Origin of the sequence: Chryseobacterium salviniae (assembly GCF_035819015.1) — a bacterium.
Lineage (GTDB): Bacteria > Bacteroidota > Bacteroidia > Flavobacteriales > Weeksellaceae > Chryseobacterium > Chryseobacterium salviniae.
Map to the genome: position 1 here is coordinate 1 of NZ_JAYLAA010000054.1, position 15305 is coordinate 15305.

At 38.7% G+C, this 15305-nt stretch carries 11 protein-coding genes and 1 riboswitch; of the genes, 2 read left to right on the forward strand and 9 right to left on the reverse strand.

Features of this window, described 5'->3' with window-relative positions:
• Positions 1–157: 157 nt before the first annotated feature.
• Both SOP96_RS17000 and SOP96_RS17005 read right to left on the reverse strand, forming a co-directional pair.
• Positions 158–2263, reverse strand: a complete 2106-nt coding sequence (locus SOP96_RS17000) for a TonB-dependent receptor (RefSeq protein WP_326322093.1) — start codon at positions 2261–2263, stop codon at positions 158–160.
• 300 nt (positions 2264–2563) lie between these two features.
• Positions 2564–3316: a WG repeat-containing protein gene (locus SOP96_RS17005; protein ID WP_326322094.1), complete on the reverse strand. Its 753-nt coding sequence runs from the start codon at positions 3314–3316 to the stop codon at positions 2564–2566.
• Positions 3317–3462: 146 nt separating this feature from the next.
• On the opposite strand from SOP96_RS17005, the gene SOP96_RS17010 reads away from it, so the two are divergent.
• Together SOP96_RS17010 and SOP96_RS17015 are read left to right on the forward strand one after the other, a co-directional pair.
• Positions 3463–5730 carry an aconitate hydratase gene (locus SOP96_RS17010; protein WP_326322095.1) on the forward strand — a complete coding sequence of 756 codons (2268 nt, stop codon included), beginning with the start codon at positions 3463–3465 and terminating at the stop codon, positions 5728–5730.
• 201 nt (positions 5731–5931) lie between these two features.
• Positions 5932–8166: an outer membrane beta-barrel family protein gene (locus SOP96_RS17015; protein ID WP_326322096.1), complete on the forward strand. Its 2235-nt coding sequence runs from the start codon at positions 5932–5934 to the stop codon at positions 8164–8166.
• Between the two features lie 424 nt (positions 8167–8590).
• Here the strand turns inward: SOP96_RS17015 and thiH are convergent, their stop codons facing one another.
• The 7 genes from thiH to thiS all read right to left on the reverse strand — a co-directional run bounded on the left by thiH (position 8591) and on the right by thiS (position 14725).
• Positions 8591–9709 carry a 2-iminoacetate synthase ThiH gene (gene thiH / locus SOP96_RS17020; protein WP_326322097.1) on the reverse strand — a complete coding sequence of 373 codons (1119 nt, stop codon included), beginning with the start codon at positions 9707–9709 and terminating at the stop codon, positions 8591–8593.
• A gap of 178 nt (positions 9710–9887) precedes the next feature.
• Positions 9888–10664: a thiazole synthase gene (locus tag SOP96_RS17025; RefSeq protein ID WP_326322098.1), complete on the reverse strand. Its 777-nt coding sequence runs from the start codon at positions 10662–10664 to the stop codon at positions 9888–9890.
• The gene (locus SOP96_RS17030) at positions 10661–11275 is read right to left on the reverse strand and encodes a thiamine phosphate synthase (RefSeq protein ID WP_326322099.1); all 615 of its coding nucleotides are present in this window, start codon (positions 11273–11275) and stop codon (positions 10661–10663) included. Before SOP96_RS17030 ends, SOP96_RS17025 begins: the two co-directional genes overlap by 4 nt.
• Before the next feature lie 113 nt (positions 11276–11388).
• A complete protein-coding gene (locus tag SOP96_RS17035; RefSeq protein ID WP_326322100.1) occupies positions 11389–12132 on the reverse strand; it encodes a hydroxymethylpyrimidine/phosphomethylpyrimidine kinase in 744 nt (247 codons plus the stop codon).
• Positions 12108–12692, reverse strand: coding sequence for a thiamine phosphate synthase (locus tag SOP96_RS17040; RefSeq protein ID WP_326322101.1), 585 nt, complete (start codon positions 12690–12692; stop codon positions 12108–12110). The genes SOP96_RS17035 and SOP96_RS17040 overlap by 25 nt, the downstream gene beginning before the upstream one ends.
• Entirely contained in the window at positions 12689–14500 is a 1812-nt protein-coding gene (gene thiC, locus SOP96_RS17045) for a phosphomethylpyrimidine synthase ThiC (RefSeq protein ID WP_326322102.1), read from the reverse strand. Before thiC ends, SOP96_RS17040 begins: the two co-directional genes overlap by 4 nt.
• Before the next feature lie 18 nt (positions 14501–14518).
• Positions 14519–14725: a sulfur carrier protein ThiS gene (gene thiS, locus SOP96_RS17050; protein WP_326322103.1), complete on the reverse strand. Its 207-nt coding sequence runs from the start codon at positions 14723–14725 to the stop codon at positions 14519–14521.
• Positions 14726–14782: 57 nt separating this feature from the next.
• Positions 14783–14881: riboswitch (TPP riboswitch) on the reverse strand.
• Between the last annotated feature and the right edge of the window lie 424 nt (positions 14882–15305).

The window sequence follows — 15305 nt, forward strand, 5'->3', positions numbered from 1 at the left end:
TGGGGGGGCGCGGCTTCGCCGCGCCGCCAAATCCAAAGAAATAGCGAGTGCGGAAAGCGCGAAAAAGCTCCTAAAATAACGGATCATTTAATTAAAAAAGACTGCCGGAGCAGCCTTAATCTAACTTTACTATAATTATTTCAATATAGCCTGATGTTTATTGTATTTTCCAGCTGATGCCGAACATAAAATTGGTCCCGGCCTGTGAAAAATAATAGGGTTCTCCGTCCCAAACCGCTCCGTTATTCACGTATTTTCTGTTAAAAATATTGTTCACGAGAAGTTTCAGGGCGATGTCGTTGTTTTTGATTTTAAATTGATATTGGGCATTAAAATCTGTCAGAAAATAATCATTCAGCTGCAGATTAGGGTCTTCAGAATTATCCAGATATTGTTTTCCGACGTACTGGTTGAGCAGGGAAAACTGGAAGTTTTTATCCGGACTGAATTTCACTGCAAGATTGGCAATAATATCCGGTGAAAATGAAATCTGGGTATTCCCGAGATCCTGAACACCGCTATCATTTTCCACTTTGAAATCTAAATTTCTGTTGTTGCTGAAACTTACATTCCCGTTAAGCTCCCATTGTTTTGAAAGTTTAGCTAAAGCGCCGAGCTCGATCCCGCTTCGGAAACTTTTCCCGGAATTGGTTCTGATAAATGCGCCTACATTGTTCAGCTCGCCATTTAAAACAAGCTGATTGACGTAATACATGTAATATAAATTGGCAGTGAAAGACACTGGTCCGAATTGCCTTTCCAGTCCAGCTTCAAAATCGTGGAGTTTTTCTGCTTTGACGTCATTATTCGCTAAAAGGTCGTCGCGATTCGGTTCGCGGTGTGCATGAGCATAGGAAATGAATATTTTTCCGTTGTTCATTTTATAATTGATTCCTGCTTTTGGATTGAAGAACAGCCAGTTTTTATCGAGATTGGCACCTTCACCGTCTCCCGATGCAATAATTTTCGTATTGTAGTCTACATTTCTCAATTGAAGATCTCCGAAAAATTCAAAGTCGTTTACTCTGACTAATGCTTTTGCAAAACCCGCGACTTCATTTTTTACGGAACGGTTTCTATAGTATTCAAATTCATCAATCTGCGGAACAAAAACGCCGGTTACATTTCCGAAATGTCTTCCATAATATTGATTGGCGACTGCCCCGAAATTTAAATCGACAACTCCTAATTTTCCGTAAAGAGTTGATACAATCCCATAAAAATCATTATCCAGCCATTTTTTTCTGATAAAATCCGAATATTCTTCACCTCCAAAATCCGGTAAGTTATATCTGACGAATGGATCACCCTGCTTATAATTTTCATAATATCCTTTTCCTTTGGTATAATGCACGGTTGTCTCAAGATTCCATCGGTCATTAAATTTCTGTTCCCAAAGCAAATGATAGTGGTTTTGTCGGTAATTATCGGTCTCATTATCGTAAAAGCCCACAATATTTTCCCAGTTCGCATCGTAAATTGCTCCTGAATAATTGAATTTCGGATCAGTTTCCCAGGTTTTACGGTCGATTCCGTTCCAGGCCTGATACGTTTTTTCTTTTCCCCCGAAAGCCATTAAACGGATTCTTGTATTTCCTTCCTCGTATAAAGCCGTGAAATTATAAGAATGCAGCTTTGAAAAAGCTCTGTCGATATATCCGTCTGAATTAATATGCGTATATCTTCCCATAACGGAAAGTCGGTCTCCCCAGAATTTTCCGGATCCGATTTCGGCAGAATATTTATAGGTATTGAATGATCCGTAGCTGTCGTCTGTTTTTACATAAAACTTTTCTTCCGGATCTTTTAAAAGAACATTAACGCTTGCTCCGAAAGCAGCAGAGCCGTTGTTTGACGTTCCTACTCCCCGCTGGATAAGAATTTGAGAAGCTGAACTGGTAAGATCAGGAACATTAACGAAAAACGTTCCCTGGCTTTCGGAATCATTGTAGGGAACACCGTTCATCATCACATTAATCGCACTTCCGGAAACCCCTCTGATTCTGAAACCAGTATAACCGACTCCGTTTCCGGCATCGGATGTCGAAATAACGGCAGTCTGGTTTTTTAAAAGAATCGGAAGATCCTGCCCGAGGTTTCTGCTGTCCAGATCTTTCTGAACATTAATGATTTCTTTGGCAACGGGAAGTCTTTTGGTGAAATTAACGGCTTCAATTTCCTTTATTTTTAAGGAATCGGTGTTTTGTGCCTGGATAAAGGCAGCTGAGCCTACGGTTAGGCCTAAAAAAAATAATCCTTTCATTCTATAAATTTTAACATTTAATGAATAAAAGGGGCGGATTAAATTAATGTAAAAATGTATCAGTTTACCAGTCTAACAATAAGAACTTGGTACATTGTTATACTGTTCTATTGTTACATTTTTAATTTCCCTAAACGGCATTACCCGTTCCAGGTTCATTGGGTATAATCTCAGCTTGTGACAGCACCCCTTTATTTCTGCTGCAAAATTACAAAATTATTGCAGAATATACATTATGTAATCAGTTTTTATATTTTCACCTGTTTTTATTACAATAGCCTCCAAATTTTAAAGGGTATTTTAATAAGTTTTGTTATTTGAATCGATGTAATAGTAATTTTTACCATCCTTTGACACATCAAACATTTTACCGAGCTTCCAGCTGAAATTACGCTTGATGTCGCTGTACTCAAATGGAATGATTATCCTGTTGTGCACATCAATAACGCCGAACATATTATTTTTGGATGCAACAATCATAGGATTGGCAACATCATCGCCTTCCAGAATAAAGAGATATTCATATTGAGGATAAATTTGGAATTGTCTGTAATCAGCAGGGTCTTTAAAGGTAGCCTTTTCAATAATTCCGTAAAACCCATTTAAAACATAGGCCTGGTAGAGCTGCTGAACATATTCTTTACGAACACATTTCCCAAGATCTTCCTGACGGAAACGGTATACTCTTTTTCCTTTTTTGTCAACCCTGTATGATATCTCATCCTTTTCAACTGTTGCATAGTCCGCCGTCCCAAATTTGCGCAGCTTTTCATTCGGAGAATTCAGGAGATTGCAGTCTTCATAGAAAAATACGGCGATATGATATTCGGGTTGAATGATAAATTTACCCTTTTGATTAACATATCCGAAATTGCCATTTTTCTTTTTGGGAATCAACAAAGGAAGATCCTGATTGACAACAGGTAAGACATCATTTTGTTTAACAATTACCGTTTTCTTTTTGACAGATGCTTTTTTAGGAGCTGATTTTTGGGAAAATACCACTACCGAAATTAAAACACTTAGAACCTGAATTATTTTATTTAAACCCATAATGCCTGCAAAAATACGATGAAAATAGAAAATATAAAATTCATATTTATAAAGAATCTAAATAATATAACTCCCATAAAATATTAAAATTTCGTAATTTTGGGAACATTTACAATTGTTTGATAATTTTAAAACGTTTTTGAGATATGACATTTGATATCGATATGATCAAAAAAGTGTACGAGCGTTACCCAGAAAGGATTGCAGCAGCAAGACAGGTAGTGGGAAAACCTCTTACATTATCAGAAAAAATATTATACACTCACCTTTGGGAAGGAAATGCTACACAGGCTTATGAGAGAGGAAATTCTTATGTAGATTTTGCACCGGACAGAGTAGCAATGCAGGACGCAACCGCACAGATGGCGCTGTTGCAGTTTATGCAGGCAGGTAAAGCGAAAGTAGCTGTTCCTTCAACAGCACACGCAGATCACCTTATTCAGGCCAAGGTAGGAGCTGATAAAGATTTACAGGAAGGTATCAATAAAAACTCGGAAGTTTTCAATTTTTTGAGTTCTGTTTGCGATAAATACGGAATTGGTTTCTGGAAACCGGGAGCCGGAATCATTCACCAGGTGGTATTGGAAAACTATGCTTTCCCTGGCGGTATGATGATCGGTACCGATTCTCACACGGTAAATGCAGGAGGTTTAGGAATGGTTGCCATTGGTGTTGGAGGTGCTGATGCAGTAGACGTTATGGCAGGTATGGCATGGGAACTTAAAATGCCAAAACTGATCGGGGTAAAACTTACCGGAAAAATGTCCGGATGGACTTCTGCAAAAGACGTTATCCTTAAAGTGGCAGGAATCCTTACCGTAAAAGGAGGTACCGGATGTATCGTAGAATATTTCGGTGAAGGAGCAGAATCTCTTTCTGCAACCGGAAAAGGAACAATCTGTAACATGGGTGCTGAAATCGGTGCTACAACTTCTACTTTCGGATATGATGATTCTATGAGAAGATATCTTGCTTCTACAGGAAGACAGGATGTAGTAGATGCAGCCGATCAAATTGCAGAGCACTTAACAGGTGACCCTGAAGTATATGCAAATCCTGAACAATATTTTGACCAGTTAATAGAAATCAACCTTTCTGAATTGACTCCTCACTTAAACGGACCTTTCACTCCGGATTTGGCAACACCGGTTTCCGAATTCAGAGCAAAAGCGGAAGCGAACGGATGGCCACTTGAAGTAGAATGGGCTTTAATCGGATCTTGTACCAACTCTTCGTATGAAGATTTGTCAAGAGCTGCATCAATCGTGGAAGATGCTGTAGCTAAAGGTGTTAAACCTAAAGCAATCTTAGGGATCAACCCTGGTTCTGAACAGGTAAAATATACCGCTGAAAGAGATGGATTCCTTGATTCTTTCAGAAAATTTGAAAACGCAAGAATTTTTACCAATGCTTGTGGACCATGTATCGGACAGTGGGACAGAGAAGGTGCTGAAAAAGGAGAGAAAAACTCTATCATTCACTCTTTCAACAGAAACTTTGCGAAAAGAGCAGACGGTAACCCAAATACCCACGCATTCGTAGCTTCTCCTGAAATGGTTGCTGCAGTAGCAATCTCCGGAAGATTAGACTTTAACCCAATTACCGATACTTTAACAAACGAAGCCGGCGAGCAGATTAAATTAGACGAGCCAAAAGGTTCAGAATTGCCTGCAAAAGGTTTTGCTGTAGAAGATGCAGGATATCAGGCTCCTTCTGAAGACGGTTCTCACGTTGTGGTAAATGTAAGCCCTACTTCAGACAGGCTTCAGTTATTAGAAGAATTCCCTGCATGGGACGGTAAAAACATCGAAGGTGCTAAAGTATTGATTAAAGCATTCGGAAAATGTACAACCGACCATATTTCTATGGCAGGTCCGTGGTTGAAATACAGAGGCCACCTGGATAATATTTCCAATAACATGCTGATTGGAGCGGTAAACGCTTACAACATGGAAACCAATAAAGTAAAAAACCAGCTTACCGGTGAATACGGTGAAGTTCCTGCGGTACAGAGAGCTTATAAAGCTGCAGGAATTCCTTCGATTGTTGTAGGTGACCAGAATTACGGTGAAGGTTCATCAAGAGAACATGCTGCGATGGAGCCAAGACACCTTGGTGTAAAAGCGGTATTGGTAAAATCATTCGCAAGAATCCACGAAACCAACCTTAAAAAACAAGGGATGTTAGGCTTAACATTTGCCAATGAAGCCGATTATGACAAAATTCAGGAGGATGATACGGTTAATTTCCTAGATCTTGAGCAGTTTGCTCCTGGGAAACAACTTACTCTGGAATTCGTTCACGCAGACGGAACCAAAGATATCATCATGGCAAACCATACCTACAACGATCAGCAGATCGATTGGTTTAAGGCTGGTTCTGCTTTAAACCTGATTAAGCAACAAGAAAATTAATTGTTAGATTTAATTAATAATAGAAAAAGCAACTTCAGTCTGGAGTTGCTTTTTTATTTGATCTGATTTCAAATTCAGACTTCGTATTCAGGTGGATAATATAATTCAGCAATAGGCCTTCAAGGAAATAAATACCACATCTGGTTATTCTCTGTAACAAAATTCATTTTACTGCGTCTAACCTGATAGTAGAAAAACATCATGAAAAAAAAAATAACTGCTTTATCCATTCTGAGTACTGTACTGATTTTCGCTCAGGAAAAAACCAATAATCAGGTAAAAGAAAAGCAAATTGAAGGGATTACGATCACAAAAACTAAAAAAGCCGTTGAGCAAAAAGCTGACCGTACCATTTTCGACTTCTCCGAGCAGCCACAGCTGAACAACGGCAATGTACTGGAAGGCATTAAAAAGCTTCCCGGGCTCGTTTCTACCGATATTGCAGGAATGATGTATCAAGGAAAAGTACTGGATGTATTCCTCAACGGAAGGCCTTTAAATATTACCTCCAACGAGCTGAACTCTTTTCTGGAAGGTATGCCCGCCAACTCGGTAGACAGAATCGAAGTCATCACCCAGCCCGGTGCAGAATTCCCTGCCACTTCCGGTGGAGCCATCATGAATATCATCACGAATAAAAATGCCAATAAATATTTAACGGCAACTTACTCCGGTAATTATTCGTTCACGAACTATGATAAGTTAAGAAGCAGGACGAGCAACTCATTAAACCTTAATGCAAGGAATAAAATCTTTGGATGGCAATTAAATGTCGGCCAAAATTATCGGGAAAGTATGCTGAACGGACAGCAGGATAATCTTTTAACCAGCAATACCGATAGATTCGGAAGAGGATATTTTGCAAAATCAGGGCTGACTTTCGATCTGGGGCAGGACAGATTGCTTGTTAATTATGATATTTACCATAACAATAACGACAATTACACATTAAGCAACGGAGACGGACAGCAAAGAATTCCGGTTCCTAACACCAATCCACAGCAATATCTCTTCAGAGATTTCAGTTTTGATGCGTCTGATGCTGCACACACGCTTACCACAAGACAGGAAGCGGTGGTCACTTATCAAAAACGTTTTACAGATAAGGCTCAGAAGCTGGATTTCCAGTTTGGCTATACGAAATCCGATAGTAAATTCGCTCAGAATAATATTTTCAGAGATACGAAATATGCAGATTCCAATTCGCCTGAACCAAGAATTTCTTTGGGAAATGTTCTGGACAATACATCTGATATGAGAGTTGCCAATTTTAAGGTGGATTATTCCCAGCCACTGAATCTGCTTGATGGCGGAAAAGTAAGCCTTGGAGGCTTGTATGAGCATCAGGGATTTGATACGGAAAGCAAGGGAATTACTAACCTTGATTATACAAGACAAACGGCTGCAACCTATCTGGAGTTTCAGGCAAAACTCAAGAAATTTGATTTCATATTGGGAACGCGTGCTGAAAATTATGATATTTCGGGGATTACAAGATATTACAATCAAACCAATCTGCTTATTGAAGCGGATCTTATTCCTTTTAATAAATTTAAATTATTTCCGAATGCCAGCGTTCAGTATAATCTGATGAATCAGGTATACGTAGCGGCGAATTACAATAAAAAAATAAGCCTCCCAAGTATTTCCGCACTGAACCCGAATAACGTAACCTTCCAGGGCCCGAATACACAAGTAACCGGTAACCCGAATCTTCAACCTACTATTTTTGATAATTATGAACTGAAGATTTCTGCTTTCGATTATGCATTTATCGGCTACAGTGTGAGCTCGGCAAAAAACCAGGTGGCACAGATCATCAGGAAAGACGGGAAAAATCTATTCAATGAACAGGTTAATATTTCAGACATGAGAATTCACAATTTCAATGTAGGGCTGCCTGTTCCGTTTATGATTTTCAGCAAACCTTTAAGCGAGATCATGAAGTTTAATTTTAACCCTGATAAAATTAATTTCATGTACATTTACGCAGGATATCAGAAACATGATATTGATAATCTGAATAACAGGGGTTTCTGGATTTTCAATCTGATGACACAAATCATTTTACCGAAAGAAATTAAATTGACTGCCAATTACAGCTATTTGACACCAAAAGCCGGGTATTTCTATTTCACCGCAGAAAAGCCTTTCAACAATTCTTTTGATCTTACTTTGACGAAGAAGTTCATGGACAATCGTCTCACAGTTTCCGTTTTTGCGAATGATATTTTCAACGGACAAGTGATGCAGGTACGTTCCAATCCACCTTCCGGAGAGGCTGTTTTCCTAAGAAGCAAGTATGATACACGAAACTTCGGATTGTCTGTAAATTATAAAATTCCAACAAAAAATAAGCTGGCGAAAGAAGATGCCAACATTCTAAATCAGACGAAAAAAGAAGAGAGTGGCGGCGTGATGCAGCAGGGACAATAATTTTGTTGAACAGGAATATTTTATTTTTTTAAATATAAATCTGGTTTTTTTATCAATAGGAGCGGACTTTAGTCCGCTTTTCTATTTTGTATATCGTACGGCTTTAGCCAAAACTTAAAAATTAATTTATTTATAAATTGGTAGAGTTTTATTCGTGTTCAAAATAAATCGTTTCAAAACACAGGCTTAAAATATTAATTCAATTTTGATCAATTGATTTGCTGATACTTTAACTGAATTTTCAATAAAGATCTGTTGGCTGTATCGGATAAAAATCTTCCCTTTTCATTAATAAACTATTGTTTTTAACGTAGTGAAGGCAAGATAATTTTAAAATTATTCTGACTATTTCTTCGTTCACAAAGGCATTTATTCAGCAAATGAAAGCTATTCTTAAGTTTGCATTTAAAGTAGTTCCAATTTTTTAAATCCCACTGTAAACTGCATCCCAGTCTTTCATTACCGGATCGTAGCCTGCTTTTTTAATGATATTTCTAATTTCCTCCATGCTCCTTTCATCGCTGGTTTCAAACTGCTCCAACGATTCTTTATCAACTGCATAGCCACCCGGATTGGTTTTGGAAGCAGCACTCATCGCAGTTGCACCCAAAGAAATTATGCTATTCCTGAACTTTTCATTTTCTCTTGTAGAAATTGAAATTTCCAGATCTTCATTCCAGATCCTGTATGCACAGATCAACTGAAGAAGCTCTTTATCTTCCATGATAAAATTCGGTTCTATAATTCCTTCTGCAGGACGCAATCTCGGAAATGAAACGGAATACTTGCTTTTCCAGTAACTTTTCTGAAGATAATCAATATGCAATGCGTTAAAAAAGCTGTCAATTCGCCAGTCTTCCAGACCCAATAAAACACCCAGTCCGATTTTGTGAATCCCGGCATTTCCTATTCTGTCGGGCGTTTTCAACCGGAAACCAAAGTTTGATTTCTTCCCTTTCGGATGATATTTTTTATACACTTCCTGATGGTAAGTTTCCTGATAAACCAAAACGGAATATACTCCTGCTTCATGAAGCTGTTGATATTCTTCTTCTGATAAGGGCTGAACTTCAATGGAAATATTGGCAAAATGTGGCTTCAATAACCTGACGGCATTCAAAAAGTAATCAATTCCAACTGTTTTATTGGCTTCTCCGCTTACCAGCAAAACATGATTTACATTCATTGATTTTAAAACGGAGGCTTCAATCAAAATTTCGGTGTCTGAAAGTGTTTTTCTTTTAATGGAATTATCCAGGCTAAAACCGCAGTAGGTACATATATTCTGGCACTCATTACTGAGGTATAACGGCGCATACAGCTGAATGGTTTTTCCGAAACGCTTTTGTGTAAAATTCTGAGCCATTTTTGCCATTATTTCAAGCTTATCTGCAGCGGCAGGCGACAGAAAATTTAAAAAATCGTCTATGGTTTTATTTTTTTTCTGAAGGCTTTTTTCAACATCAGTTACGGTTACTTTTTCCAGTCTGACCTTTATTTCATCCCACCGGTATTTTTCGAAAATATTTTTAAAACTCTTCATTCTGTTAACTTATCTGAATATTATTTGTTTGATAAGGCTACATTCTGTTATTTGTTAGGTCGTCTCTTCGGGACTCGTACCTTCAAAACTTTTACAATCAAACAGCTATGAATATTATTTATTTAATAGGAATTTATCCTATCCTTTGTTTGGCGGTCCCTTCGGGACTCTTTCTCTTCTAATCGAATAAAAAGGAAGTTAATGGACTTGAAGCTTCCGCATGTTGTGTGATTGCTCCTAATCCGGATTCGAAAGCTATTCTTCCGGCCATTACTCCTTCTTTAAAAGCCAATGCCATATTAACCGGATTCTGCGCCACCGCGATTGCGGTATTTACCAAAACTGCATCAGCACCCATTTCCATAGCTTTTGCGGCATCAGAAGGTGCACCGATTCCGGCATCTACCACCACAGGGACGTTACTCTGGCTAATGATAATTTCTAAAAAATCAATTGTTTTTAGCCCTTTATTGGTTCCTATCGGTGCGCCTAAAGGCATTACAACAGCCGTTCCTGCATCTTCGAGACGTTTGCATAAAACGGGATCTGCATGAATGTACGGCATTACAATAAATCCTAATTTGGCCAATTCTTCAGTAGCGTACAATGTTTCGATGGGATCCGGAAGCAGGTATTTCGGGTCAGGATGAATTTCCAGTTTTACCCAATTGGTTTCTAAGGCTTCCCTGGCCAGCTGTGCCGCCAAAACTGCTTCTTTAGCCGTTCTTGCTCCGGAAGTATTTGGGAGAAGGCGGGATTTTGTGGGTTTTAAAGCGTTTAAAATATCGTCGTCGGAAGAATGAGCATCAATTCTTTTTAAAGCCATGGTTACCAACTCACTTCCCGATGCAATGATGGAATCCGTCATTTTCGAGAGATTTCCGAATTTCCCCGTTCCAAGAAATAATCTTGATTCAAAGGTTGTGTCTGCTATGGTTAATTTTTGACTATTCATTGTAATGCTGTTTTAAATTTAGTGATGATAGATGGCTGCCCGGTAATTTGACCTGAAACGGCTACTCCGTAAATTCCAATTTGCTGTAGCAATTCTACATCAGTCAATACTACTCCGCCTATGGCAAAAATTTCAGGAAGTTCCAGTGATTTATTTTTTAATTGCTGAATGATTTCCTGATATCCCCTGAAGCCTAAAACCGGACTCAGCTTTTCTTTAGTTGCTGTAAATCTGAGCGGGCCAAGACCAATGTAATTGCAGGACTCGGCCATTCGCTGAAGTACATCCTGTAATGTGTTAGCAGTCCCTCCGATGATTTTATCTTCTCCCAGAATGTATCTTGCGGCTTTTACCGACATATCGCTGAATCCTAAATGAACGCCGTCTGCATCAATTTCTTTTGCAATCTGAACCTGATCATTGATGATGCAAACCGAATCATATCCTGAACACAATAATTTTGATTTTTCACAAAGTCTGCTGAATTCGCTCCCCGGAGCATTTTTCCATCGCACCTGAATCCATTGTACACCGTTATCCAATGCTTTCCGGATGTTGGTTTCCTGATCTTCTCTTGTAATTCCCTGAGAGATGTATTGTAGTTTTTTCATTTTATTTGAACAGGTTTTTAATGCAAGGTGTGCAAATATTTCATTAATAGTTTACTGTTTTAAGTTTGCAGGGCGTTTCACTCAGCTGAGGTTGTACGTAGTAATAATTAATTTTAAGTATGAAATCCTAGTAAGGCGGGACTACTTGTTAAAAATTTTTCGACGTATGCTTTTCCGTTTCGGCAGGCTTGTTCCATATTTTGTCCTAAAGCTAAATGGCTTGCAATTGCGGAGGAAAGCACACATCCGGAGCCATGCTTTGGATAAAATACAGAAGTTTGGCTGCTCGGCTCAATTGAAACTTCTTTTCCGTTCTCCATCAGAATATCGGTTCCAATTTTGTCTTCCCGATGACCGCCTTTGATTAATATCGAGCATGAATTTTGCAGATTTTCAAAAAGCCTGGCTTCCTGCAACATGCTGTATTCAATAAAATTCGGAGTGATTAAATCAATCTGTTGTACTACATTTTTTAATTTTGAAACGGTGCTGAGATCAAAAAAAGAAAACATAGAGGTACTTTTCAGAACAGGATCCCAGACAATCTTTATTTCGGAGCAATAAGCTTTGATTTTTTTTATAATTTGAAATAAAAATTCAGCATCTTTTACCACCCCGATTTTCGCTACTACAACTTTATATTTTTTCATTAAAACATCAGCAGCTGATAAAATTTCATCTATCGGCTGCCAGTGAATCCCGAAAAAATCCGATTCGGTTTGTACAGTCATTGCCGTACAGATAGCCAATCCCTGCACTTTTAACTGTTCAAAAGTTTTAATATCTGCCAATATCCCTGCTCCTCCGCTTGGGTCAAAGCCGGCAATACTCATTACGAAAGGATGTTTTTTCTGCATTTTTTAAAGATTTCTACCGGCTGATTATTTTCCCAAATTGCACCCAACAAAGCCACTCCATCTACATTACTTTTTAAAACTTCGTTGATGTTATTTTCATGAATTCCTCCCAACGCAATTAATTTTGCATTTTGATTATCTCGTTTTTTAATATCATTTAAAATATTTGAACCCTTTCCATATCCTTTTTTAGAAATACTTTGAAAAACCGGACTTATAAAGGCGTAATTCCATTTTACTTTCAACTTATTAAAAGTTTGAATATCATGAACAGACGTTGAGATGATTTTATCTATAAAAAATTCATGAATATTATTCTGCCGGTCTATTTCTCTGAAATGAAATCCTGAAATATTAAAATAATTCGCTACATCGTAATGACTGTGCAAAACGAGACGTTGATGAAATTCAACATCGATACTTTTGATAAAGTCTTTCATTACGTCTGAGCTCATCAAAGGTTTTCTGATATGAAGCAAATCCAATCCTTCCTGAAACAATTCATTAATGATCTTGCTTTCATTATAAATCTCTTTTTCGGAAGTGATAATAATGATCATATATAAATTTCTTTTCCTTTTTCGATGAATTCCTGGGATTTATCCAACATTCCCTGTTCGGCAGATTCACGGATTTCCTGCGTTATTTTCATGGAGCAGAATTTCGGGCCGCACATTGAACAGAAATGCGCCACTTTTGCGCCGTCCGCCGGAAGCGTTTCATCGTGATAAGATCTTGCCGTTTCAGGATCAAGGGAAAGATTGAACTGATCTTCCCATCTGAATTCAAACCTTGCTTTACTCAGGGCATTGTCGCGGTATTGCGCACCGGGATGTCCTTTTGCCAAATCTGCAGCATGAGCCGCCAGTTTGTAGGTGATTACTCCCACTTTCACATCTTCTTTGTCCGGAAGTCCGAGATGCTCTTTCGGTGTTACATAACACAACATGGCACAGCCGAACCAGCCGATCATCGCTGCACCGATTCCTGAAGTGATATGGTCGTAACCCGGTGCAATATCTGTCGTCAAAGGCCCCAAAGTGTAAAAGGGAGCCTCCTCACATACTGCCAGTTGTTTCTCCATATTTTCTTTGATCATGTGCATAGGAACGTGACCGGGACCTTCAATCATCACCTGAACGTTGTGTTTCCAGGCAATTTTTGTTAATCCGCCTAAAGTTTCCAGTTCGGCAAACTGCGCTTCATCATTGGCATCTGCAATTGAGCCGGGACGAAGGCCGTCACCCAAAGAAAAAGCCACATCATATTTTTTCATGATCTCACAGATTTCCTCGAAATGCGTGTACAAAAAGTTTTCCTTATGGTGAAACAGACACCATTTTGCCATAATTGATCCGCCTCTGGAAACAATTCCTGTCACGCGTTTTGCGGTTAAATGAATATATCTCAGCAAAACGCCGGCGTGGATCGTAAAGTAAGAAACCCCTTGTTCTGCCTGTTCGATCAATGTATCTTTAAAAATTTCCCACGTTAAATCTTCTGCAACACCTTTTACTTTTTCCAATGCCTGATAAATGGGAACCGTTCCGATGGGAACCGGACTGTTCCTGATGATCCATTCTCTGGTTTCGTGGATATTTTTTCCCGTTGATAAATCCATGATGGTATCTGCACCCCATCGACAAGCCCAGACTGCTTTTTCCACTTCTTCTTCGATGCTTGATGAAACGGCACTGTTTCCAATGTTGGCATTAATTTTAACAAGGAAATTCCTGCCAATAATCATCGGCTCGCTTTCCGGATGATTGATATTGTTGGGAATGATGGCTCTTCCGGCAGCAATTTCTTCTCTTACAAATTCGGGAGTGATTTTGTTTTTCGGAGTTTTTGCACCAAAGCTGTTTCCCTGATGCTGGAAAGCCATTTCTTTTGAAACGGAATCCAACTGCTCTATTCGCTGATTTTCTCTGATGGCAACATATTCCATTTCAGGGGTAATGATTCCCTGCCTTGCGTAATATAACTGGGTTACTTCTTTTCCTTCCTTTGCGAGTTTCGGTTTGTGGTTGTAAGAAAACCTTAGATCATCAAGTTTTGAATCGGCAAGACGGGTTTTTCCGTACTCTGACGTAATTCCGTCGAGAATTTCTACGTCATTTCTGTCTAAAATCCATTGCTCTCGGATTCTTGGAAGTCCTTTTTCAATATTAATTTCAAAATTTTCGTCGGTGTAAGATCCTGATGTATCGTAAATAGTAACAGGAGGATTTTCATCCATTTTTCCGTTGCTGAGTTTTGTCGGACTTAGCTGTATTTCGCGCATTGCTACTCTGATCGGGTGAATTGTTCCTTCAACATAGATTTTTTTTGAGTTCGGAAAAGGCGAACGGGTGATGTTATGGGCCATAATGATTGGTATTTGGAGTTAACCGCCCTGTGTGGCAGTGATAATTAAGATTGAATCTTTGTTGTTGAGGAATGTTTCCGGCCAGGATGATTGCGGAATAATACGGTTGTTGAGCGCTACGGCAATTCCTTTTCTTTTCTGGGGAATTTCCATAGCAAGTAGTGCTTCCAGTGTTTTGGGAAGTGTTTCAAAAGTTCTTACGATGTGGTTGATTATGAGCTCCATTCCTAAATTTTTACATATACTTTAGGAATGTCCATTATTGTACAATAGAATGTACAGCAAAGTCATTTCACTTTTCCCTACGCTAGTATGATCTAGAAATCAGGTTCAAAGGGTAAAATCTCAGCCTGTTGTAAACAGACACCCCTAAAGTTGAAGCGAAGGTAGACATTTTTTCAGAACGTGCAAAATTTTTTTGCAGATGGATGTTGGAGGATGGATTTAATTTTTTAATCTGCCGCAGATTTGGTTTTTACTTTTTTGCATGTCTGGAAACAATTCTGATATAAAGGTTTTAACTTCTTTTTTAACGCAAAGCTTTCTTGATTCAGACTCTTGATTTCAGAAAGCTAAGGCAATACATTTGCGTCGCGAAGCCTGACAAATATTTTTTGGTTACCTAACGAATGTTTTTTTGATTTCCCGCGGATTTCTCAGATAACACAGGTTTTTAATTTTGAATCCATTTATTGAGAATCAATTTTTTTATATTTTCAATATTAAAATGAATGACCTCCACCCTAGCCTCGATTGAGCGGCATGTCTGAGCTCTTTTTGTAGTTTCGGGGGGGGGGTAGCCGGG